19 protein-coding genes and 1 tRNA gene are annotated in these 23,869 nt (G+C 63.2%); 9 read left to right on the top strand and 11 right to left on the bottom strand.

Annotated features, from left to right (window positions below):
* The first annotated feature begins 4 nt into the window (after positions 1 to 4).
* Positions 5 to 631 (top strand): L,D-transpeptidase, encoded by a 627-nt coding sequence (locus tag CCK88_RS00880; RefSeq protein WP_244557396.1) that lies wholly within the window; start codon positions 5 to 7, stop codon positions 629 to 631.
* Between the two features lie 57 nt (positions 632 to 688).
* Positions 689 to 2,755, top strand: coding sequence for a ubiquitin-activating E1 FCCH domain-containing protein (locus CCK88_RS00875; RefSeq protein WP_086468675.1), 2,067 nt, complete (start codon positions 689 to 691; stop codon positions 2,753 to 2,755).
* A 17-nt stretch (positions 2,756 to 2,772) separates the two neighbouring features.
* Here the strand turns inward: CCK88_RS00875 and CCK88_RS00870 are convergent.
* Positions 2,773 to 2,849, bottom strand: a tRNA-His gene (locus tag CCK88_RS00870).
* Positions 2,850 to 3,168: 319 nt separating this feature from the next.
* Here CCK88_RS00870 and CCK88_RS00865 point away from each other — a divergent pair.
* From CCK88_RS00865 to CCK88_RS00845, 5 genes are all read left to right on the top strand, one after another.
* Positions 3,169 to 5,685 carry a sensor histidine kinase gene (locus CCK88_RS00865; protein ID WP_086468674.1) on the top strand — a complete coding sequence of 839 codons (2,517 nt, stop codon included), beginning with the start codon at positions 3,169 to 3,171 and terminating at the stop codon, positions 5,683 to 5,685.
* 68 nt (positions 5,686 to 5,753) lie between these two features.
* Positions 5,754 to 7,235 (top strand): ABC transporter substrate-binding protein, encoded by a 1,482-nt coding sequence (locus CCK88_RS00860; RefSeq protein ID WP_210189891.1) that lies wholly within the window; start codon positions 5,754 to 5,756, stop codon positions 7,233 to 7,235.
* Between the two features lie 42 nt (positions 7,236 to 7,277).
* Positions 7,278 to 8,228: an ABC transporter permease gene (locus CCK88_RS00855; protein ID WP_086468673.1), complete on the top strand. Its 951-nt coding sequence runs from the start codon at positions 7,278 to 7,280 to the stop codon at positions 8,226 to 8,228.
* Positions 8,225 to 9,058, top strand: coding sequence for an ABC transporter permease (locus CCK88_RS00850; RefSeq protein WP_086468672.1), 834 nt, complete (start codon positions 8,225 to 8,227; stop codon positions 9,056 to 9,058). The genes CCK88_RS00855 and CCK88_RS00850 overlap by 4 nt, the downstream gene beginning before the upstream one ends.
* Position 9,059: 1 nt before the next feature.
* The gene (locus CCK88_RS00845; protein WP_086468671.1) at positions 9,060 to 10,619 is read left to right on the top strand and encodes a dipeptide ABC transporter ATP-binding protein; all 1,560 of its coding nucleotides are present in this window, start codon (positions 9,060 to 9,062) and stop codon (positions 10,617 to 10,619) included.
* Here CCK88_RS00845 and CCK88_RS00840 read toward each other — a convergent pair.
* The 9 genes from CCK88_RS00840 to CCK88_RS00800 form a co-directional block, all read right to left on the bottom strand.
* Entirely contained in the window at positions 10,616 to 11,197 is a 582-nt protein-coding gene (locus CCK88_RS00840; RefSeq protein WP_086468670.1) for a UPF0149 family protein, read from the bottom strand. The two genes, CCK88_RS00845 and CCK88_RS00840, sit on opposite strands and share 4 nt — an antisense overlap.
* Positions 11,198 to 11,239: 42 nt before the next feature.
* Positions 11,240 to 12,553 carry a GH1 family beta-glucosidase gene (locus CCK88_RS00835; RefSeq protein ID WP_086468669.1) on the bottom strand — a complete coding sequence of 438 codons (1,314 nt, stop codon included), beginning with the start codon at positions 12,551 to 12,553 and terminating at the stop codon, positions 11,240 to 11,242.
* A gap of 119 nt (positions 12,554 to 12,672) precedes the next feature.
* Positions 12,673 to 13,731 (bottom strand): Mrp/NBP35 family ATP-binding protein, encoded by a 1,059-nt coding sequence (locus tag CCK88_RS00830; protein ID WP_086468668.1) that lies wholly within the window; start codon positions 13,729 to 13,731, stop codon positions 12,673 to 12,675.
* 72 nt (positions 13,732 to 13,803) lie between these two features.
* Positions 13,804 to 14,457: a fructose-6-phosphate aldolase gene (fsa, locus tag CCK88_RS00825; protein ID WP_086468667.1), complete on the bottom strand. Its 654-nt coding sequence runs from the start codon at positions 14,455 to 14,457 to the stop codon at positions 13,804 to 13,806.
* Between the two features lie 79 nt (positions 14,458 to 14,536).
* Positions 14,537 to 15,721 (bottom strand): amino acid aminotransferase, encoded by a 1,185-nt coding sequence (locus tag CCK88_RS00820; protein WP_086468666.1) that lies wholly within the window; start codon positions 15,719 to 15,721, stop codon positions 14,537 to 14,539.
* A 68-nt stretch (positions 15,722 to 15,789) separates the two neighbouring features.
* Complete coding sequence (locus CCK88_RS00815; RefSeq protein WP_086468665.1) at positions 15,790 to 16,713, bottom strand: electron transfer flavoprotein subunit alpha/FixB family protein; 924 nt, start codon at positions 16,711 to 16,713, stop codon at positions 15,790 to 15,792.
* Entirely contained in the window at positions 16,713 to 17,471 is a 759-nt protein-coding gene (locus CCK88_RS00810) for an electron transfer flavoprotein subunit beta/FixA family protein (RefSeq protein ID WP_086468664.1), read from the bottom strand. The genes CCK88_RS00815 and CCK88_RS00810 overlap by 1 nt, the downstream gene beginning before the upstream one ends.
* A 316-nt stretch (positions 17,472 to 17,787) precedes the next feature.
* Complete coding sequence (locus tag CCK88_RS00805; RefSeq protein ID WP_086468663.1) at positions 17,788 to 18,762, bottom strand: Tim44 domain-containing protein; 975 nt, start codon at positions 18,760 to 18,762, stop codon at positions 17,788 to 17,790.
* 95 nt (positions 18,763 to 18,857) lie between these two features.
* Positions 18,858 to 19,442 carry a DUF6969 family protein gene (locus tag CCK88_RS00800; RefSeq protein WP_086468662.1) on the bottom strand — a complete coding sequence of 195 codons (585 nt, stop codon included), beginning with the start codon at positions 19,440 to 19,442 and terminating at the stop codon, positions 18,858 to 18,860.
* A 127-nt stretch (positions 19,443 to 19,569) separates the two neighbouring features.
* On the opposite strand from CCK88_RS00800, the gene CCK88_RS00795 reads away from it, so the two are divergent.
* Entirely contained in the window at positions 19,570 to 20,736 is a 1,167-nt protein-coding gene (locus tag CCK88_RS00795) for a M20 aminoacylase family protein (RefSeq protein ID WP_086468661.1), read from the top strand.
* Positions 20,737 to 20,860: 124 nt separating this feature from the next.
* Entirely contained in the window at positions 20,861 to 21,922 is a 1,062-nt protein-coding gene (locus tag CCK88_RS00790) for an AbrB family transcriptional regulator (protein ID WP_086468660.1), read from the top strand.
* A gap of 178 nt (positions 21,923 to 22,100) precedes the next feature.
* On the opposite strand, the gene CCK88_RS00785 is transcribed toward CCK88_RS00790, so the two are convergent.
* Positions 22,101 to 23,732, bottom strand: coding sequence for an alpha-glucosidase family protein (locus CCK88_RS00785; protein WP_086468659.1), 1,632 nt, complete (start codon positions 23,730 to 23,732; stop codon positions 22,101 to 22,103).
* Positions 23,733 to 23,869 lie beyond the last annotated feature (137 nt).

Here is a 23,869-nt window from a genome sequence, read left to right as displayed (position 1 = left end):
GACCATGAGAGAGTTCGTTCGCAAGCTGATTGCCGCCACGGCGGTTGTGTCCATGTTGGCAATGGCGGTGCCGGCGCAGGCGGAAACCGCCCGGCCGGGCTGGCGCTTCGCCCCGCCGCCGGGCGTGACCATCACCGACAGCCGGCCGCGTCACGCGCTGGCGCTGCAGGCTAATCCGCACGTCTCGCCCATCTACCTGCGACAGGTCGTGCCCTATGCGACAGCGGAACACAGCGGCACGATCGTGGTCGATACGCGACAGCATTTCCTTTATTTCGTGCTCGGCGACGGGCGCGCGCTCCGCTACGGCATCGGGGTCGCCCGGGACGGTTTCGAATGGAGCGGCACGCATCGCGTGACCCGCAAAGCGGAATGGCCCAGCTGGACGCCACCCGCGGAGATGCGCAGGCGCCAGCCCGGATTGCCCACATTCATGGAAGGCGGACCCAACAACCCCATGGGTGCGCGCGCGCTTTACCTCGGCTCGACCCTCTACCGGATCCACGGCACAGTCGAACCCTGGACCATTGGCCAGAACGTCTCATCGGGCTGCATCCGCATGACCAATGCCGATGTGATCGATCTCTATGGACGTGTGAAATTGAACACAAAGGTTGTGGTTCTTTCCTAAGAAGTTTGCAGGAGAGTTCACCTGCCTCCCAGACTTCGATCAGACCGGGTCCGTTGCATGTTCGATTTCACCGTCCTCCTGCGGCGCTTTGCCAGAGATGAAAGCGGCGTGTTCGCCGTGCTTTTCGGGCTCATGGCCATCATTCTGGTGGCTCTGGGCGGCGCTACGGTGGACTATGTCTCGCTGGAGCAGTCCCGCCAGAGGGCGCAGATCGCCCTCGATGCCGCCGCGCTTGCCCTGCAGCCGGACATCTACACCAAGACCGAGGCGCAGCTGGAAGTCCTTGCCGAGGCCCTGCTGCTCGAGCGGATCGGCGACGCCCGCATCACCGCCTCGATCGACGAGGTAGTGAAGAACGAAGACCTGGGATCGCTGCACCTCGAAGCAACCCTGCAGATGCCCACCATGTTCGTGTCGCTGGTCGGGGTGCAGGACATGGGCGCACGGGTCGTGTCAGAAGCGATACACGGCGAAACGGACCTTGAGGTGGCCGTTGCCCTCGACCTGTCCGGCTCGATGGCTCAGAGCATCCCGGATGGTCGGGGCGGCACAACGACTAAAATCGCGTCGCTGAAAACCGCGCTCAACGAAATGATCGAACTGCTGGTGCAGAACGACCAATCCCCAACGTACTCGAAAATGGCGCTGGTGCCCTACTCGCAGGCGGTCAACGTCGGCACCTATGCCAATGCCGTTCGCGGCGCGATCGTGCAGCCCACCGCCATTTCCAACATCACCTGGTCCACAGGAACAGCTAAGACCATCACCGGTGCCGCACGATCGGCCAACAACCAGCCCGTGACGATCACGACCTCGACCAATCACGGCTTCGCCAACGGCGACTATGTCTATATCAGCGGCGTCAATGGCACGACGCAGGTCAACAACAAGATCTACCAGATCGCCACGACCAACGACGCCAAGAAGTTCACCCTCAACGGCACGACGACCGGCACTTTCGGAACCTACGCGACGCCCAATGCCGGCTCGGTGACAAAATGCCTCGTCGCGACCTGTGAACTGGTCGTCACGTCGAACAATCACGGCCTCAGCATCAACGCCGAAGCCTATATCACTGGCGTCGTCGGCATGAATTCCTACTCGTCGGTCTCGCCGTCCTACGAAAGCTATTCGAGCGTCGCGACGGATGCGAAAAACTCGAACGGCAGCACGCGGGCCGACAACACCGCCTATAACTGGATCAACAACAACACGAGCGACCAGGACTACGCTTTCCTCGTCTGGAAGATCGGCGCGACAACGACGAACACCTTCGTGCTGCCTGGCACCGCGCGCACCAACGGCAAAAACTACGGCACCTACACCTCGGGTGGCACTGTTGCCTGCGTGGTCCAAGGCTGTTCACAATATCTGTTCACCAACCCCTACAGCAGCACGGCCTGGTACGGACAAAACGCCGGCAACACCTCGAAGCGCCGTCACGTCATCAGCACCTGCGTCACGGAGCGGGACGTCAACACGTTTACCGACGCCTCTTACCTGACCACGCCGGTGGGACGGAACTATGCGTCCTCGAACAATCCCTGCCTGACCGACACCATTCTGCCGCTGACGGCAACGAAGGGCGCTAACCTTGCCACCAACCTCAACAAGGCGACCCTCCATGGCGTGGCCAATACGCTTGCAGCCACTGGCTCGACTGGCGGCCAGATCGGGGTTGCTTGGGCCTGGTATCTGCTCTCTGCGAACTTCAACGGCCCCTGGCCTGTTGCCAGCCGGCCAGCATCCCGCACCGCCACGCCTCCGGTCGCCAAGGCGTTGGTGATCATGACCGATGGCGAATACAACTCGATCTACCGCAACGGTGTCATCGCGCAGAACTCGACTTCCGGCAGCGGCAGCGGCTACAGCATGATCGGTGAGAACGCCAACAACGGGTCATCGTACGAGCAGACTGCGCAGCTGTGTGCAGCAATCAAGGCGACCGGCATCACCATCTACACGGTCGGCCTCGCCATCGACGACAAGCCGGTAGCCCAGGAACTGATGCGCAATTGTGCGAGCGATTCCACCAAGGCATATGTGGCAGGAACGGGCCAGGCGCTGTCGACGGTGTTCGAACACATCGCAGGCCAGCTGTCCAACCTCAGACTGTCACGCTGATTTGTGGTTGGAGTGGGTGGTACCGCCTCCCCGGATTGAACGGGGGACCTCTAGATCCACAATCTAGCGCTCTAACCAACTGAGCTAAGGCGGCAGGACCCGCATCGAACGCGGCGTTGGCCGCCGTCCGAAAGCGGGCGGAACATAGGTCGAGATGCTTCATATGACAAGCACCGAATTTGAGCTGTGGACAGAGTTTGATTTTTGCCCGCCCAAGGACAATTTTCCCCCGCCCGCGTGACCAATCCTTAGGAAAGCGCACTTAACCATTGGCGGCAAAGGTGCTGCCGAGATGGGCCGTCGGGCTGGATTCCCCCTGCTCGTCACTATATTGAAGAACACTTAAGGAACTTCGGACGTTTGTGCCGATATGGCACAGGCCAACGCAAGTCGCGACCACACAAAGGCAGTCCATGGATGACCGCTGGAACATTTTGCCGGATGCGCGCCGCGTGCAGCAGCATGAGGATGATTCACGCCCGGCATGGCTGTGGTCCCAAGATGGACGCGACCTGATCTGGTCGAACGCTGCCGCTGCGCTTTTTGGCGCCAAGCTGAAAAAACATGGACTGAAGCCGGCTGCACCCGCAGTGCCCATCAAGGGACAGGTTGCACGCACCATCAGGCTCGGTTCGGCCGGTCGCTCCAGCCTGGCGCGCATCCAGTTCCTGGCCGGCGAAAAACCGATCTCTGCCACCTGCGCGACAACACCGCTTCTGCGCCATGACGGCGAGCCGGTCCTGCTTATAGTCGGTGTGGATGCCATCGACGCAGATATCCTGGCGGCCGCTGCAGCCAATGTGGCTGGCGCTCCCGCTGAAGCCATCGCCGATGACGACGCCGCTGAAATGACGGTCGAAGAGGCTGCAACCGCTCCCATTTCGTCCGACGATGCCTATGCGCAGGAGTTGCAGAGCTGGCAAGAGAGTGACGCGGAGACGGTCTATAGCGGCGAACACCATACGCCGGCCATTGTGCAGCCTGATAGGGAGGATTGGGTCGAGGCGCTGGGTGACGAACCAATCGTCGCCGCTGCCGAAGAGCCCAATATCAGCCCCCCTGAAGTCCCTGCCACTGCGGACGATGAGCATGAGCCGGCTGTCGAGGCGGCGCCTCCCTCTCCGCGTAGCCTGAGCGACCTTGTCGACCGGCTTGCAGCGGATGACGCCCTTTATGCGCCGCTGAGCGATGCCGACGATTCGCCGCCTACTGCGCCTGAACGTGTCGAGGAAACGCGCGCGGATGAACCGACGCCCGTAGCGACGCTCTACAAGGTGACCGGACGGCAATTCCGCCCTCTCCCTTCAGCCGTTGACGACACAGCAACTGACGCACCGGCGGAAGCGCAGGCCGAACCTGACCCCGACACTGTCGAGCGGGTCTCGCGATACAATTTCGACGAGCTGTCGCGCATCCTCACCGACCGGGTTGGCGAGCGGCAGCAGCAGGCGCAGCTCGTCGTTCCAACCGATCCGCAGCTGCCGACCGCCGCTGCAAGCCAATCGGGCGCGCTGATCAACCTCGGCGGCGAAACATTAGTTCTCAACCGGCTGCCGCTCGGCATCATGGTGTTTCGCGATCAGCAAGTTTTGTTCGCCAATCGCGCCATCACCGAGATGGTCGGCTATGAATCGGTGGAAAGTCTGCGCCAGGCCGGTCTTGCGGCAATCTTCCCGGTGATGGGCGCTGATGGCCAAGACGCCGGACCGGTCAACCACCTGGTGCAGCGCGACGGCACACTCGTGCCGGTCACGGCGCGTCTGCAGTCCATATCCTGGCATGGCCGGCCTGCGCTCATGCTTTCAGCCAGCACAACCGAAGTGCGCACCGGCCATGAAGACGCGGTCAAGGCGTTTGCCGAGACCTTTGCCGATATCCGCGGCGACGGCTTCATCGAGGCCAGCCGCAACGGGATGGTCAATGCCGCCAACGCCCCTGCCTTCGCCCTGCTGGGGGGCGGCAAGTCATTGCTCGGACGCGCTCTTGCCGCGCTGGTGGCCGAGGACGACGCCGTGTCGCTGCGCGCCTTCCTCGAACGCCCTGCCCGTTTCGCCGAAACGGCGCGGCCCTGCCTTACGCTGCGCGCCGCTGACGGCAAGGCCGACCTGCTGCTGTTCGCGCTCGGCCAGGCGGGCGTGGTTTCGGGATATTTCGGCCTCGTCACGCCCCGCCAAACATCGGCAGCACGCCTCAGCGCGCCCATCGATATCGATCCGGCGCTGTTGGGCCGCATCAGCCGCGGCGTTCGCCGCCCGCTCAATACGGTCATCGGCTTTTCCGACATCATTCGCTCCAAGGCGTTCGGCGCGTTCGATAACGAGCGCTATGCGAGCTATGCCGACGATATCGCGCAAGCGGGGCAGGAAATCGCCGCGCTGGTCGACGAGCTCGACGACTATGCGCGGCTGCGCGATGGCCGTTATCTGCCGCAGCGCGCCAGCCTGGATCTCACGGACCTGCTCGAACAGTGCGTGCTCCGGATCCGCTCCCAGGCCAATGGTGCACGCGTCATCGTACGCAATGCCATTTCCGAGCGCCTGCCTCGCGTCACGGCCGACCGCGCCTCACTGGCGCAAGCCGTGTTGAACCTGCTTGCCAGCGCCATAGACCAGACCCCCGTGGGCGGAGCGGTGGTGATCTCGGCACAGCGCCACGACGATCATTCCATCGCCATCCATGTACGCGACAGCTCAGCCCATGCGGTGGACATGGCAGAGCGCTTCGTGGTGTTCCGTGATGGTGTTGGACGCGACGGACAGATGCTGGCTCCGGTGCGCTCAAGTGTGGGCTTGGCGCTCACCCGATCGCTGCTTGCCGTCAATGCCGTCTCGCTGGCGGTGGATCCCGCCGGTCCGGAAGGCATGCTGTTCACCCTGCGCATCCCCGCGGATCTGGTGGATGAGGCAGCACCGGCGCAGGAAGCCGAGTAATCCGCCGTGTCCCTTGGCGGCGAGCCTGTCGAATGATGCGCTTTTTGCGCGACTGGAGGAATGCCACGATGACGATGTCACGAAAGTCCCTCGCCCTGGCACTGGCCGGCGTCCTGATGACGTCAGGCGTGGCACTGGCCCAGCCGACCGAAATCCGCATCGGCGTGGCGCTCGAGCCCCCGGCGCTGGATCCGACCGCGGGGGCGGCCGAGGCGATTGACGTCGTCGTCTATCAAAACATATTCGAGGGCCTTGTCCGCATCGACGAAACAGGGGCGGTGCAACCGGGCCTTGCCGAAAGCTGGACCATTTCCGACGATGGCCTGACCTACACATTCGTGCTCCACGACGGGGTGACGTTCCACGACGGGACGTCCTTTGACGCAGACGACGTCAAGTTCACCTTTGACCGGCTCCTCGCCGAAGACAGCGTGAACGCCCAGAAGGCGCTCTATGAACCGATCTCCGGCGTCACCGTGGTCGACCCGACGACGGTGGAGTTCACCCTGTCGCGACCGGATGGGCTCTTCCTGTTCAATCTTGGGCGAGGCGACGCGGTGATCGTGGCGCCGGAAAGCGCCGACAACAATGCCAGCGATCCGATCGGCACCGGCCCTTTCGCCTTCGTGCAGTGGGACCGTGGCAGCCGGGTCGTTCTGGAGCAGTACGGACCCTATTGGGGCGAACTGCCCAAGCTGACAAAGGCAACCTACCTCTTCATCTCCGATACCGCGACCATGACCAATGCGCTGCTTGCCGGTGATGTCGACGGCACCAACAATTTCGCCCCGGAAGCCCTGGCCGTATTCGAGGGAAACCCTCAGTTCAAGGTCCTCGTGGGCTCGACCGAGGGCGAAACGATCCTTGCCACCAACAATCGGGAAGCGCCCTTCGACGACCTCAAAGTGCGCCAGGCCATGGCGCATGCGCTGGACCGTCAGGAAATAATCGACGGAGCGACCTATGGCTATGGCGTACCGATCGGAACGCACTTCGCGCCGCACCATCCTTATTATCTCGATCTCACCGAAACCTATCCGCATGACGTGGAGAAGGCGAAGGCCCTGCTCGCCGAAGCCGGCTATGCGGACGGGTTCTCCGCCACGCTGAAGCTACCGCCGGTTGCCTACGCACGGCTGTCCGGCCAGATCATTGCCAGCCAATTCGCCCAAGTGGGTATCCGGCTCGAACTGATCAACATGGAATGGGCCCAGTGGCTCGAGGACGTCTTTGCCAACAAGGATTTCGACCTCACCATCATCAGCCATGTCGAGCCGTTCGATATTGGCATCTATGCCGACCCCGACTACTACTTCGGCTATGACAATGCGGATGTGCAGTCGCTCAATGAAACGCTCAATGCCACCACGGACGAGGCCGAGCGCAAGGCGCTGGCGCAGCAACTCCAGACCATCATCAGCCAGGATGCCGTCAACGGCTACCTTTTCGAACTCGCCCAGACCGGCGTCTGGAATGCCAAGCTCGAAGGGATGTGGCAGAATGCGCCCGTGGAAGGCGTCGTGCTGCGCGACATCCATTGGGTGCAATGAGGCCATAGGCACAATCGGCGCGAGAACGGGGCTGAACGCAGGATGAGCCTATACCTCGCGCGACGCATCGCGGGGTTTGCCGTCACGATTTTCGTGGCGGCGCTGATCATCTTTATCCTGCTCGACCTGCTGCCTGGCGATCCGGCGCGCTTCATTCTGGGCATCAATGCGACGCCCGAAGCAGTCGCTGCGCTGCGCACGCAAATGGGTCTTGACGCGCCAGTGCACGAGCGCTTCATCACCTGGGTGCTGGACATGATCCGCGGCGACTTCGGCATGTCCCAGACCCAGCGCCTGCCCGTCGCCCAACTGATCTGGGACCGCATGGCGGTCACGCTCCCGCTTTCGATCCTGGCGATGGTCGTTTCGGTGGCCGTTGGCCTGCCCATCGGCATTCTCGCGGCAATGCGGCGCGGCAAGCCTACCGACACGACGCTGATGGTGCTGGCGCAAACCGGTATTGCCGTGCCCAATTTCTGGTTCGGCATGCTGCTGACGCTGTTGTTCGCGGTCACCCTGCGGTGGTTGCCGACAGGCGGATTCGTGCCCTGGCACGAAGATCCCGGCGCCGCGCTGCGTGGGCTGATCCTGCCCGGGCTTGCGCTCGCCCTTCCCCAAGCCTCCATTCTTGCCCGCGTCATGCGCACGGCGCTGGTCGATGTCACGGAGCAGGATTTCATCCGCACCGCCCGCGCCAAAGGGCTGACAAAAAGCCAAGCGATCTTGCGACACGGGGTGCGCAACGCCCTCTTGCCGGTGCTGACCATTCTCGGCCTGCAGTTCGCCTATCTCATTGCCGGTACGATCATCGTCGAAAACGTCTTCTACTTGCCGGGCCTTGGGCGGCTCATCTTCACCGCCATCTCCGAGCGCGATCTGGTCCTGGTGCGCGGTATCACCATCGCGCTGGTGCTTGTCACCACCGCCACCATGCTGGCGACGGACCTCTGCTATGCCCTGGTCGATCCCCGCCTCAAGGGGCGCGGCGCATGAGGTGGCCCCTTTTGCGACAACACCCCGCCCTGGCCATTGGCCTCGGTGCTGCAGCCTTGTTTGCGCTTCTGGGGGTCATCTCCCTGTGGTGGACGCCCTACCCTATCGAGCAGATCACCGTGGCGCGGCGTTTTCTAGGGCCGACACCGGAGCACTGGCTGGGAACCGATCACCTGGGGCGGGACCTGCTTTCACTGGTGATGAGCGGAACGCTCACCAGCTTCGTGGTCGCGGCGCTGGGCGTCCTGATCGGGCTGGCCGTCGGCGTGCCGATGGGGCTGGCCGCGGTCGCCTGGGGCGGCGCGGTGGAATGGCTGGTACTGCGTCTCTCGGATCTTACATTCGCCTTTCCTGCCGTCATCGTGGCCATCCTGATCGCGGCGCTCGCCGGACCGGGTGAAGCCAATGCGGTCATCGCCATCGGCGTGTTCAACATTCCGGTGTTTGCCCGGGTGGCCCGGGGCGGCGCGATGGCCGTCGCCACCCAGGACTTCATTGCTGCGGCCCGGTTGGCTGGACTGGGAAATGTCGCCATTTCCCTCCGACACCTGCTTCCCAATATTTCGAGCCTGCTCATCGTCCAGGGCACAATCCAGCTTTCGCTGGGCATATTGGCCGAGGCGGGGCTGTCCTACATCGGCCTGGGCACCCAACCGCCGGCAACCAGCCTCGGCCTCATGCTGCGCGACTCGCAAAGCCTGTTCCTGATCCATCCCTGGCTGAGCGTCGTGCCGGGCCTTGCGATCGTCCTCATCGTCATTGCGCTCAATATTGCCGGAGATGGCTTGCGCGACGCCATGGACCCGCGATTGAAGCGGGAGGGGCTCTAACATGGCACTGGTTGACATCGACTGCCTGACCATCGCGTTCGACGGTCGTCCCGCCGTGTCCAACCTCTCGCTTTCCATCGAACGCGGCGAGCGCTTCGGCATCATCGGCGAGAGCGGCTCGGGCAAATCGCTGACCGCACTCGCCATCGCGGGCCTCTTGCCCGACACCGCGGACGCAAGCGGCGGTGTTCGCTTCGAAGGACAGCCCCTGCCTCAGGACGAAAAGGCCCTGGCAAGCCTGCGCGGCAAGCGCATCGGCATGGTGTTTCAGGAGCCGATGACGGCGCTCAATCCACTGATGACTATCGGTGAACAGATCGAGGAGGCAATCCGTCTCGCCGACATCAGCGAGATCGCTGCGCTGGAGGTTCCGACACTGCTCGAGGAGGTCGGGCTGTCATCGGGGCATGCAGGCCGGTATCCGCACCAGCTTTCCGGCGGGCAGCGTCAGCGTGCGATGATCGCCATGGCGCTGGCAAGCCGACCCGAGCTGATGATTGCTGATGAGCCGACATCGGCGCTGGATGTGATCACGCAGCGAATGGTGCTCGACCTCATCGCCGACATCTGCAAGCGCCGGAAGATGACCCTGCTCTTTATCAGCCACGACATCCGTGCGGTGGCGGCCTTGTGCTCGCATGTTGCCGTGATGCAGGCGGGACGGTTGGTCGAAGAGGGCGAGACATCGCTCGTGCTAAAGACGCCGCGGGCCGAGTATACGCGCAAGCTCCTTGCGGCGAGCAGGATGGAAAGACGGAGCAGAAGCGGCGCAGCGGATGCAACGCCCCTGCTCTCGGTGGAAAACGTAAGCCGCATCTACGCGCAGGGCGGGTTGTGGCCCTGGAAGCAGGAGCCCCTGCGGGCAGTGAACGATGTCAGTTTCGACATCAACCTGGGTGAATGCGTGGCCCTGGTCGGGCCATCCGGATGCGGCAAGACCACCCTGGCACGACTGATCGTGGGGCTCGACAAGGCCAATAGCGGCCGGATGCGTCTCGGTGGAACAGCTTATCGCGGCTCCGATATGCCGGCGCCGCTCCGAGCCGGCATATCGCTGGTCTTCCAGGACCCATTCAGCAGTTTCGATCCCCGCATGCGAGTGGGCGCTTCCCTCGCCGAACCGTTGCACCTCCTGGGCCACCTGTCCCCTGAGGACAGGACATCGCGGCTCGAGGAGGCGATGGAGGCCGTGGGCCTGGACGCCGACATGCTCGGCCGCCGCCCGCATGAATTCTCGGGCGGGCAGCGGCAGAGGCTGGCCATCGCGCGGGCACTGGTGACACGGCCCCGTCTGGTGGTGCTGGACGAGCCGGTTTCAGCCCTTGACGTTTCCCTGCGCGGCGATGTGCTGCGGCTGCTGTCGCGGCTTCAGGCCGACCACGGACTGACCTATCTGATCATCAGCCACGACCTGGACATGGTCGCAGCCATGGCCGACCGGGTCATGGTCATGGAGAGTGGCAGGATCGTCGAGGACGGCACGCCGGAGCGGCTGTTCGCTGCGCCGCAGCATAGCCTGACCCGCGCGCTCATGGCAGCGCGCCTGCCGGAGATCGCCTAGCTCTGCCGATGCAGGCGGTACAGCAGCACCGCAACCTGCGCGATGACTTCGGGCATGGCTTCCATCGCATTGTCGTATTGCGACCAATCATCGTCGCCTGCGGTGTCATCAGGCACGTTGGTCGGGTCGGACAGCATCAGCGCCGTGGCCAGGCCCATCGCCGCCTCTCCCCGGGCGTCACCACCCGTGTCGCGCAGCAGATCGTCCCACGCATCGAACTGCAGCAACATGGCCTGCTGGAAGCCGGAGACCCATGCCTGCCAGACGATCTCGTTGGTGTCGTCGTCCACTTCGTAGAGCGGGCCATATTCGCCGGCTGCAAGCTCCTGCTCGATTTCGGACAGGCGGGCGTCCACCAGCGCCTCGAGGTCTTCGTAGCCCGGCCTGAGCACGCCGCGCTCGTCAGCGGCCCATTCGAACGGCCAATAGTCGGATTTGGCGACCGGGTTCGGGCTGACGGCGACAGCACACAGGAAACCGTCCAGCTCGGTCAACAGCATGGACTCATCGCCACCCGCGATCAGTACGTCATCGAGACGCAGGAGTGAATCTGGCAGTTCGCTGTATTCCGAAGTCATGGGTCGGGCTCGCTCGTCTGAAAGCCCGACCTTAGACCATTTTCAGCGGGAGTTGTGCAACAGGCCCTGGAAGGCCCGATAGCTGGCCTTGGGCGTACGCTTCTGGGTTTCGTAATCGACATGCACGAGGCCAAAGCGTTTGTTGTAGCCTTCGGCCCATTCATAGTTGTCGAGCAGTGACCAGGCGAAATAGCCGCGCACGTCAGCGCCTTCGGCCTTGGCGGCAAGGACCGCCTTGAGATGGTCCTCGTAGTATTTCACGCGGCGCGGATCGTCATCGCCCTCGACCTCGGCCATGCCGTTTTCGGTGACGTAAATCGGCTTCTTAGTGTATTCGTTGGACACGCGGACCAGGAGGTCTGAGAGACCCTTGGGATAGATTTCCCAGCCGATATCGGTCTTTTCGAGATCGCCCTTGACCTGTTCCGCAGGCCGGCCGGGAACGGACGAGGCCTTGTAGAGGCCGCGGGTATAATAGTTGATCCCCAACCAATCGAGCGGGCGCGATACGACGTCCATGTCGGCCTGATAATTGGAGGGCAGATAGGGCTCGAGCCACTTGGTCAGGATCTCGGGATATTCGCCTTTGAAGACACCGCCGAGATACCAGCGATTGAACAGGGCATCCCCGAAGTCGCAAGCGGCCTTGTCAGCATCGCTGTCAGTCGCCGGCTCCGACTTTTCCAGATTGAGGACAATGCCCAAATTCTTGGCGCCTGCCGCGCGCAGCGCGTCGATGGCCGTGCCATGCGCGAACAGCACATGGTGCATGGCGCGTGCCGCGGCGCGCAGGTCGCGATACCCGGGGGCATGGATGCCGAGGAAATGGCTGAGGAAGGCGACGCACCAGGGCTCGTTGATCGTGGCGGTGGCTTCGAGGCGATCCCCGAACTTGTTGGCAACCAGGGTCGCGTAGTCTGCGAACCAACCGGCGATGTCACGATTCATCCAACCGCCACGGTCCTGCAACGCCGAGGGCAGGTCCCAGTGATAAAGCGTGGCGTACGGCTTGATGCCGCGTTCGAGCATGCCATCGATCAGGCGGTCGTAGAAATCCACACCTTCCTGGTTCACGGCACCCGTGCCGTTGGGGATCAGGCGCGGCCAAGCGAAGGAGAAGCGATAAGCGTCGTAACCGCCATCGCGAATGAGGTCGAGGTCCTGCGGCCAGAGGTCGTAATGATTGCAGGCATTGAGCCCGGTATCGCCATTGTGGACGTTTCCGGGCGTCGCCGAGAACGTGTCCCAGATGCTCTCGCCACGGCCATGACCCTGTCCGCCCTCGATCTGATAGGCGGCAGTGGCCACACCAAAGGTGAAATCCGGCCCGAATTCGCGACGCTCAAACGAAAACATATCCCCTCCAATCGGGCTTACAGCCCTTTCCGAACGCGGATACCATTGGCGTATGCAGTCGTGCAATCGATTTCAGCAATCGATTTAAACGACGCAAAGGCGTTGATGCGGGTCGCCGCCTAGGGGATGCTGGCGAGGATTCTGCGCGCGATAAGGCGGTAGGCCTGGGCCTCGGGGCCTTCCGGAGCATGAGCAACCGGGGGCATTCCGGCGTCAGAGCCCTCTCGGATCGACATGACCAGCGGAATGGGACCAAGGAAAGGAATTTCAAGCTTCCCGGCCGCCTGTTCGGCACCGCCGGTGCCGAAGATGTCGTAGCGATGACCCGTGTCGGGCGCGATGAAGTAGCTCATGTTCTCGACGAGGCCGAGCACGGGCACGGACATGCGGCGAAGCATGTCGATCGCCTTCTGGGCATCAATCAAGGCCAGGTCCTGCGGGGTCGAGACAATGACCACACCGTCGACGATCGTCTGCTGGAAGAGCGCGATATGGATATCGCCGGTGCCCGGGGGCAGGTCGATGATGAGCACGTCGAGCCCGCCCCACTCGGTTTCGCGCAGCAACTGGCGGAGCCCTGAAGTCGCCATGGGACCGCGCCAGACCACTGCCTGGCCGGGAACCAGCATGGACCCGATGGAAATGGCCTTGAGGCCAAAGGCTTCGTGAGGCGTGAAAATGCCGTCGTCGCGAATGGCAGGTTTGCCCTCGATGCCCAACAGTTTGGGCACTGAGGGTCCATAGAGATCAGCATCGAGAAGCCCGACCTTCAGCCCTTCGTCCGCCAGAGCCAGGGCGATGTTGACAGCTGTGGTGGACTTGCCGACGCCGCCCTTTCCCGAACCAACGGCAATGATGCGCTTGACGCCTTTGACACGCGTCTTGCCCTGCGGTTGGGGCGCGCCGTGACCGAACTTGGCGGTGTTGGATTTCTCGGCAGTGATGGAGACCATTACCTTGCGGCTGCCGCCCAGGGCCTGGGCCCGCTTGTGCGCTTCGTCGCGAGCCGGGCCAAAGGCCGCTTCCATGCCCGAGGCGACCGCAATGGCGAAGGCGATGGCACCGGGGGTAACGATGATTTCGGAAAGACCGGCATACCCCGCCAGATCGCCGCCGCCGGGAATTTCCACATCGGCAAGCGCAGTCTTGATCTGGGCGGCGAGATCGGTGTCGGCCATGGCAACTCACAAAAGAAAAGACCCCACCCCGAATTTGTCGAAGGGCGGGGTCCTGAAGCGGAGCGAAGGAGCCTAGAGGATCGACTGGCCGGTGCCGGCCCAATCCTTGAGGAAGCCTTCGATGCCCTTGTCGGTCAGCGGGTGCAGGGCCAGCTTCTTGATGACGTCGGGCGGGATGGTGGCCACGTCGGCACCGGCCAGCGCGGCTTCGGTGACGTGGTTGGGCGAACGGATCGAGGCAGCCAGGATCTGGGTCTCGAACTGGTAATTGTCGTAGATGGTACGGATGTTCTCGATCAGCTCCATGCCATCGAGATTGATGTCGTCGAGGCGGCCGATAAAGGGCGATATGTAGGTGGCGCCAGCCTTTGCAGCGAGCAGAGCCTGGTTGGCCGAGAAGCAGAGCGTGACGTTGGTCGCGATGCCCTTGTCGTGGAAGTGCTTGGTGGCCTTGAGGCCATTCAGCGTCAGGGGCAGCTTGATGACGACGTTGGACGCAATCTTGGCGAGGTGCTCGCCCTCGGCGACCATGCCGTCATATTCGAGGCTGGCGACTTCGGCCGAGACCGGATCGGGCGTGATGCCACAGATTTCCTTGATGACTTCCTTGAAGTCACGGCCGGACTTGGCGATCAGCGACGGATTGGTGGTCACGCCATTGATGAGCCCGGCTTCGTTGAGCTCCTTGATGGCGGCGGTATCAGCAGTATCGACGAAGAACTTCATCGTTCCCTCCTAGTAACTTGTCGGTCCGGACCGTTGATCCAGATGTAGCCATGGCGGCGCGCTGCCGCAAGCGATGGGATCAGCGGAGGGCGCCTAAAAACGCGTCCGCCAGATCGCCCACGCGGTCTTCCGGGATACCGGCAACATTGATGCGGCTATCCCCCGTCATATAGACCCCGTTTGCGGCCTTGAGATGTTCGACCGCGTCATTGCTGAGCCCGAGGAGCGAAAACATGCCCCGGTGATCGGCAACGAAGTCGAAATCGGTGGAGTTGGAGCGCTCGCGGATCGCATCGGCAAGCTTTTTGCGCAACGAAATCATACGGTTACGCATTTGAGCCAGCTCAGTCTCCCACTCGGAGCGCAATGCTGCGTCTTCCAGAATGGTGCGGATAATTTCGGCACCATGATCGGGCGGCTGCGAATAGGCGCCCCTGATAATATTGAGCAACTGCGAGTTGGTGACTTCGGCTTCGTCGCCATTACGGGCGACGAGGATGGCAGCGCCGACGCGTTCACGGTAGAGGCCGAAATTCTTCGAGCCCGAGAAAGCTATCAGAGCTTCAGGAACAGAGGATAAGATTTTGCGGGTGCCATAGGCATCGGCCTCGATGCCATCACCGAAACCGAGATAGGCCAGATCGATGAAGGGCAGTGCACCAGTCCGCACCAGGCTGGCGGCGACCTGATCCCACTGCGCATCAGAAAGGTTTGCGCCGGTCGGGTTATGGCAGCAGCCATGCAGAAGCACGACGTCGCCCGCGCCCAATTGATCAAGCGCGGCAAGCATTTGATCGAACTTCACGCCGCGGGTTTCGGCGTCGAAATAGGGGTAGGTCGCGACCTTTAGGCCGGAATTGATGGCGATCGGGTTGTGGTTAGCCCAGGTCGGATCGGAGACATACACCGTCGCGCCGGGACGGGCGCGGTTGACCAGCTGCATCAGTACCCAAAGCGAACCGGTGCCGCCGGGGGCCTGGGCGATGCGGACGCGGGCGCGATCGACACTGTCGGCCAGCACGAGATCGAGCACGGCATTGCCATAGCCCTTGTTGCCGGCGATACCGAGGTAAGTCTTTGTTTTTTCTTTCGAAAGAATCCGCTCTTCGGCCTTGCGGACAGAGGTCATGACCGGGGTCACGCCCTTTTCGTCCTTGTAGACGCCGACGCCGAGGTCGATCTTTGTGGGACGGGAGTCGGCCGCATACTCGCCCATGAGCGCAAGGATCTTGTCGCCAGGGGCCTTGGTGAGAGTTTCGAACATTTTCGGGAGGTCCGGTGGGAAGGCGCCGTCTTTATAGGACGGCGGGGGATTTTTGCAATCTTTAGCGACTAGCGCCTTATGCCGAGGCGCTCGAGTTCTGCGATCAATTGCGGAACGATTTCAAAGAGATCGCCGATCAGCGCGACGTCCGATATCTTGACGATCGGCGCGTCGACGTCGCTGTTGATGGCGATGATCTTCCTAGCGCCCTGGATGCCGGCCAGATGCTGGAGCGCGCCGGAGATGCCGACGGCGATGTAGAGGTCGGGGGCAATGATCTTGCCGGTCTGGCCGACCTGCCAGTCGTTGGGGGCGTAGCCGGCGTCGACAGCAGCGCGGGTGGCGCCTACGGCTGCGCCCAAGGTTTTTCCAAGCTTTTCAATGAGTTGGAAACCTTCGGCGGAGCCGACCGAGACACCGCCAGCGACGACGATCTGAGCCGTCGAGAGATCGGGGGTATCGCTTTCGGTGCGGTGAGCAGCAATCAGCGTGGCGGCGGATTGCACAGCGTTATCAAACACTTCCACAGGAGCGGCGTTACCCCCGGCGGCGGGCCGGAAAGCCGAGGCCCGGAACGTAAGGACGTGCTTCGACTGAGAATCAGTAACAGTTTCAAGGGCATTGCCCGCGTAGATGGGGCGGACAAAGCGGGTCGGGGACTCGATGGCGACGATGTCGGTGACCGGCTGGATGTCGAGCTTAGCAGCGAGGCGCGGAATCACGTCTTTTCCCAGCGTAGAGGCGCCGGAAACGAGATAAATGTAGTCTTTTGCCAGCGTTTCTATAGCGCCAGAGAGGGTATCCGCTAGCAGACTGCTATCGTTTGCGATCACCTTGCGCACGCCGGAAATGGCGGCAGCCGCGTCCGCCGCAGCGCGGGGACCGGGCACGAAAACATCGACGGGACCAAGATTGGCAGCCGCGGCGACAATGCGCGCGGTGGCGGGCGAGAGAACGCCGTCATCGACTTCGGCGAGAACCAGAACGCTCATCAGATCGCCTCCATCGCGTTGACGTCGGCTGCGATGATGGTGACCAGCTCGGAAACCGAGTTGACGGTCTTTCCTGCCACGCGCTCGGGCGGCGGGGATATCTTTTCGACCTTGAGGCGCGCGCCAAGATCGACGCCGAATTCGGAGGCGGAGCGAACAGCCAGCGGCTTGGAGCGCGCCTTCATCACCATGGGCAGCGCGGCATTGCGCGGGGTGTTGAGACGAAGGTCGGCGGTGACCACGGCGGGCAGCGGCAAGCGCAATGTCTCGCGGCCCGAATCCACTTCCCTGACCACTTCGAGCTCCGCGCCCGAAATCTTGATCTCGGAGGCAAAGGTGGCCTGCGGACGATCGGTCAGCGCGGCGAGCATCTGGCCCACATGATTGCTGTCGTCGTCCACGGCCTGCTTGCCGAGAAGGATCAGGTCGGGCTGCTCTTCGGCGACGACCCTGGCCAGCAGCTTGGCGATGACAAGGGTTTCGAGCGGCGCATCCGTTTCAACCAGGATGCCGCGATGGGCACCCATGGCCAGCGCGGTCAGGATCACGTCGTTGCTGGCCTTGGGACCAATGGAGACGACCACGATCTCGCTGGCCTGACCGGCTTCGGCCAGCTGCACGGCAGCTTCGACCGCGTGCTTGCAGAAAGGGTTCATCGACATGCGCACGCCATTGGTCTCGACGCCCGTACCGTCGGGACGGACCCGGATGCGGACATTGTGGTCGACCACGCGCTTGACGGCGACGAGGATTTTCATGAGCAGCTCCGTCAGGTTGGAGCTTCAATGGCAAAAAGGGGTCTTTCGGGCAAGGCGCGAAAGGGGAATTTCGGTCTAGTTCGCGACGGGAAAATAGAAAGTTTGGATGACCACGTTCTTCCGTCATTGCCCGGCTTGACCGGGCAATCCAGTTTGCGGAAGCGTGGACCACAGGGTCAAGCCCGGTGGTGACGATGGGGGGATGGTTGTCTGCCGGGAACGCGGACAGTCGTATGCCCCCGCCCCCGCCATTCGAGCGTCGCTCTCATGGCCTTCTCACTTAAGACCGCTCCACTGGAGCGATCTTGCCTGCGGCTCAGTTCGAAGCCTCCTGGATGGCCGAGAGGCGCCAGTCGGAGTCGCCGCGATTGCGCACAAAGGTCCAGATCTCGGTGGATTCCTCGGGATTTTCAGCATCGCCTTCGACGACGCTGCCAGTGGCGCGATCGATCATGTAGTCGATAGCCGCGTAGCGCATGGCGACGGTGGCGTATTCGACCTGGCCTTCGCGCCAGCTTTCGGACAGGTCACCCTGAAGGAGGGCGACGTCAGAGACCTGGTTCTTGACGCCATTGGTGGCGTTGGTCGCCAGTTCCTCGGAGAGGTAACCCATGACTTCCGGCGTGGTGAGGACACGAAGGGCCGCATAGTTTTCGCTGGCAAAGGCCGCCTGAACACGAGTCAGCATGGACTCGAACTTCTGGAGGTCTTCCATGCCGATATCGAGCTGGTTCGGATTGGCCGGACGCGCAGCCGGGCGCGCGGCACTGGCTCCGGCACCACCGAACATGCCGCCGAAATCAGGCTTTGCCGTGGACTGGCGGCCGTAGGCGCCGACATCCGGACCGCCAGCGCTGGCCGGCTGGGGCGAGCGTGAACGGAAGAAGCGCATGGCCAGCCAGATGACGCCGCCGATGATGGCGATCTGGGCCAGCATGGCGAAAATACCGCCGAGGCCACCAAAGCCACCGCCAAGCAGGAGACCGAACAGGCCGCCCAGCATGAGACCGCGCATCAGCGAGCCGCCGAAGCCGTTCATGAAGCCGCCGCGCGGCTGGGCTGCCTGGGCTGAAGGCGCAGCCTGCTGCTGGTTCGGCGTCATGGTGCGCTGAATGGGAGCGGCCGGGCCAGGGGCAGTCTGGGTCGGCGCCGGGCTATTGAATGTGTTCATACCCCGGCTGCCGAAGCTGCCGCCCTTGCGCGCCTCGGCATCGCCGACAGCGACGAAGGAGAATGCCACGACCAGGCAAGCCATGAGACTGGTGAAGCGGAAACTGCGCGAGGCAAACATTGGCGGGCCCTGAAAATATGGTGTCCGTCCCGATATAGGGAGCCACGGGCCCGAGGGGTAGGTCCGGGGAGCCAAAATGGCTGCGACCGATCCGCCTAGCCGCGTTCGGGTCGGAATTCGGCCGTTACTTCGATGGCGCGATCTTCGCGATTGGCGGCGAAGTCACCACTGGCATGGGCGAGGATGGCCCGATCGCGCTGGCGGACGAGATCGGCAATTTCGGTTTCGTAGCGGACGAAAAGCGCGGTCAGCCAGCGATTGACGAGATAGGAGGGCCTGGCCATCTGCATGTCGAAACGCGCAAGCAGCGGCAGCGTCGCTTCGGCGTCCAGCCAGTCATCGCCGACGACCCAATGATTGACGGTGAAAATGCGATGGAGCCGTCCGTGCGGGGTAACGCCGATGGCGGCGAGGTGATGAACGGGACCCTGGCTCCCGTCCGGGCGCAAGAAACAATGGAAATGCCCATGTTCCTCGGCGTCGGAGGACGGGGCATGGCAGTGATAGTACCACTGGGCCCCGCTCGCGGGATCGAATACATCGCCTTCCGGGTAATGCGACCAGGCGGCGACATCGGGCGCATCGCGCAGGGTTTCGAGCAGGACATTGGTGCCGCTCTTGGCAAGGATGGCCTCGCAGAAGGCGATCTCCTGATCGGCACGCTCGGTTTCCTGGTTCATGATCGACGTCCTCGGCTTGAGATCGCGTAACCCGGCGAAGGGGCTGGAGCAAGGCATGCCGCTTTGCCTTGACGCCGCGAGCCCAGGCAGAGAGATTGCCACTTTGTTTCCCTGCTTCGGTCTTTTTATGCCTGTTATCAACCGCGTCGCCGAGTTCCAGCCAGAGATTGCCGCATGGCGGCGGGACCTGCATGCCCATCCCGAAGTGCTGTTCGACGTGCATCGCACCGCCGGCGTGGTCGCTGAAAAGCTGCGGGAATTCGGCTGCGACACTGTGGTGACCGGGCTCGGGCGAACGGGCGTCGTCGGCCTGATCAAGGGGCGTGGCACCGGCCAGCGCATCATCGGGCTCAGGGCCGACATGGACGCCCTGCCCATGACCGAGAAGACCGGCCTGCCCCACGCCTCGACCACGCCGGGCAAGATGCATGCCTGCGGCCATGACGGCCACACCGCCATGCTGCTGGGCGCCGCAAAGTACCTGGCGGAAACCCGCAATTTCGACGGCCAGGTGGCGCTGATCTTCCAGCCGGCCGAAGAGGGTGGCGGCGGCGGCAAGGTGATGCTCGACGAGGGCCTGCTGGAGCAGTTCGACATTGCCGAAATCTACGGCATGCACAACTGGCCGGGCATGCCGGTGGGCACATTCGGCATCCGCAGCGGCGGCATCATGGCGGCGACCGATCGTTTCTATATCGACATCATCGGGCGCGGCGGCCACGCCGCACGGCCACAGCAGACGGTGGACCCGATCATCGTCGCGGCGCAGATGGTGACGGCGCTGCAGACCATCGTGTCGCGCAACCTCGACCCGCTGGAAAGCGCGGTCCTGAGCGTGACCATGGTCGAGGCCGGCGAGGCCGACAATGTGATTTCGCGCACGGCCAAGATCACCGGAACGGTGCGCACGCTCGATGGCGACGTGCAGGACTTCATCGAGGCCAAGCTGGGCGAATTCGTGCCGCAATTCGCGCGCAGCTTCGGCGCGGAGGCCAGCATCCGCTATGCCCGCGGCTATCCGGTGACGGTCAATGCCGAGGCGCAGACACGCTTTGCCGCCGCAGTGGCGCGCGACGTGGTGGGCGCGGGACAGGTGGATGACGACGTGGCGCCATCGATGGGCGGCGAGGATTTCTCGTTCATGCTCAACAAGCGGCCGGGGGCCTACATCTTCCTCGGCAATGGCGACTCGACCGAGCTCCATACCGACACATACGATTTCAACGACGACGCCATTCCCGTGGGCGTGAGCTACTGGGTGCGGCTGGTGGAAACGGCGCTGCCGGTCGGCTGAGGTGCGTGGCCCTCGGGTCGAGCCCAAGGGCGGAGCAGTGGCGGGGGCGGTGATAGCGACCACACATTGATGGTTCCGATCAACCTTTCGCCCGGTGGTGGCATGGGGTAAGGGTCGCGGGATAATGCCTACCCCCTTCTCCCCATCCGACATCCTGCCCGTTTTGCTGACCCTGGCGATTGCAGCACTGGGTGGCGGCCTTGCCACCGTCCTCGGCCTGCCGGCGGGGTGGCTGATGGGCGCAGCCCTTGCCGTAACCGTGGCGGCGATGCTGAAGGCCCCGGTCAGGATTCCCGATGCGCTGCGCAACGTGATCTTCGTGGCAGTCGGCATGTCCATGGGTGCGAGCGTGGCACCGGACAGTCTCTCCATGCTGGCAAGCTGGCCTATTTCGCTGGCGGCGCTGGCCATCGAGCTGGTGATCATCGTGGCCTCGACAGGCTGGATGCTGACCAGGCTGTTCAAGCTCGATACCGGAACTGCCTATCTCAGTTCGTTTCCCGGACATCTGAGTTTTGTCATGGGCATTGCAGCGACGGGCGTCGGCGATGCCCGACAGATCGTCATCATCCAGGTGATCCGCATCCTGATGCTGACGATTGCCGTGCCGGTGGGCGCGATGTTTCTGCCGATCGACAGCTTTACCCCGCCGGCTGCGGGCAGCTTCATGACACCGCTCGACATCGTGTTGCTGGCCGCTGGCTGTGTCGCCGTCGGGCTGGTTTTCATGTGGATCAAGGTGCCGGCGGGGCTGGTGCTGGGCGCGATGGCGGCAGCGACCGGCGCGAAGCTGGGGGGACTGTACGACGGCGCGATGCCGACGCCCCTGGTGATCGGCACCTTTGTGCTGACCGGAGCGCTGATCGGCTCGCGCTTCGTGGGAATCACCAGGGCCGAGCTCGTGACGACGGCGAAGGGCGGTCTGATCGCCACGGCGATGACGGTCACGATCGTGACGGTGATCGCGCTTGTCGTGGCGCAGCTGGTGGACATGCCCTTCGGGCAGATCTGGCTGGGACTATCGCCGGGCGCGCTCGAGGGCATGGGCGCACTGGGGATCGCGCTAGGCTACGACACTGCATTCATCGCCGCGCACCATGTGATCCGGCTGCTGATGCTGAGCTTTGCCATTCCCGCGGTGGTGGTGCTGATCCGCTGGGCGGAGAGGAGAAAGGTGGACGGCTAGCGGAGCTGGCCTTGCGGCTCCATCGCCTCCCTGGTGCTCCCCTCCGGCGGGAAGGGACGAAGGATCGACCGCTCCGGGTCGGTGAGGGGAGCTCTTCACTCGCGCTGAAGCATCCCCCTCTCCCGGCGCTGCGCGCCACCTTCTCCCCGAGGGGGAGAAGACCGGGCCGGCGCCCAAACTAGGCGCTGTAGACCACCCTGCCCTCGCCGGCCGGCGCCGGGAGAATTGCGAAGCCGTTGGGGCCGAGCTTGAGGCTGGCGCCATCGAGTTCGGCATTATTGCTGACGGGTTCGAGAGCCAGTTCGACGCCAGACAGCGTGACCGTCAGTGGCTCTGCCGACAGGTTGAAGACGCAGATCAGATCCTTGTTGCCAGCGGTGCGCGAATAGGCCAGCACCGGTTCGTCGCAATCGAAGAAGGCGATATCGCCGGTCTTGAGGGCCGGGTGGGTTTTGCGCCAGGCGAGGATCTGCCGGTAGTAGTGCAGCGTCGAGGCCGGATTGGCTTCCTGCACGTCGACGCTGAGCGCCGTCGCCGAATGCTTGATCGGCAGCCACGGGGTGCCGTGGGTGAAGCCGGCATGCGGCAGGCTCTGCTGCCAGGGCATGGGCGTGCGGCAACCGTCGCGCCCCTTGTCCTCGGGCCAGAAGCGGATGCCGCGCGGATCGGTCAGTTCCTCATAGAGGATGTCGGCTTCGGGCAGGCCCAGCTCTTCGCCCTGATAGAGGCCCGCGGAGCCCTTGAGCGTGAGCATGAGAGCGATGGCCTGACGCGAGAGATCAGCCGGCGAAACGCTGTTCGGTGCCCAGCGCGTCATGTGTCGGATGACGTCGTGGTTGGAAAAGCTCCAGCAGGGCCACCCCGTCTCGCCGCCCGAGAAGAAGGCCTCGACCTTGCCGCGGAAATGGGCGGCGGAGAATTTCGGACCGAGGAAATCGAAGGAATAGCACATGTGCAGCAGATCGCTGCCGGAGGTGTATTTCTTCATGAGCTCGAGGCCGCGCTCGTCGTCGCCGACCTCACCGACCGTGGTGACGCCGGGATAGTCGTCCATCATGGCGCGGACCTTGCGCAGCCAATCGAGGTTCTCCGGCTGGCTCTTGGAGAACTGGTGGCTCTGCATGTCGTAGGGATTGGTGGCAGGCTTGCCGTTGAGTTCGGCGAGGGGCGGATTGGCGCGCAGCCTGGCGTCGTGGAAGTAGTAGTTGACGGTATCGAGGCGGAAGCCATCGAGCCCCCGATCGAGCCAGAAGCGCATGACATCAAGCACCGCATCCTGCACGGCGGGATTGTGGAAGTTGAGATCGGGCTGGGAGGTGAGGAAATTGTGGAGGTAATACTGCTTGCGCGCCGTATGCCATTCCCAGGCCGACCCACCGAAGACCGAGAGCCAGTTGTTGGGCGGGGTGCCATCGGGATTGGCATCGGCCCAGACATACCAGTCGGCCTTGGCATTGTCGCGGCTGAAGGCGGATTCGAGAAACCACGGATGCTGGGACGAGGTGTGGCTGACCACCTGATCCATGATGACCTTGAGGCCCAGCGCATGGGCCTTTTCCATCAGGAGGTCGAAATCCTGGAGGGAGCCGAAAAGCGGATCGACCTGCATGTAGTCGGACACGTCATAGCCCATGTCGGCCTGCGGCGACTGGGTGATGGGCGAGAGCCAGATGCAGTCGACGCCGAGGCTGGCGATGTGATCGAGCCGGTCGATAATGCCGGCCAGATCGCCGATGCCGTCGCCATTGCTGTCCTGAAACGAGCGCGGATAGACCTGATAGATCACTCCGCCGCGCCACCATTCGGTCATTCGTCTGCTCCTTGGGCCGGTTCGCCCGGTATCTGATTTGGGGCGAAGCTAGCGGTTTCCGGCGCGCCTGTTAATGGCGTCTGGTGCAAGGGTCACCTGTCGAAGCGGATGGAACCGGATCGTCGCGGACAGGAACG

It is taken from the genome of Devosia lucknowensis, from assembly GCF_900177655.1.
Classification (GTDB): Bacteria; Pseudomonadota; Alphaproteobacteria; order Rhizobiales; family Devosiaceae; genus Devosia; species Devosia lucknowensis.
The sequence above is the reverse complement of the archived record's forward strand: the minus strand, read 5'-3'. Positions and strand labels throughout refer to the sequence as shown.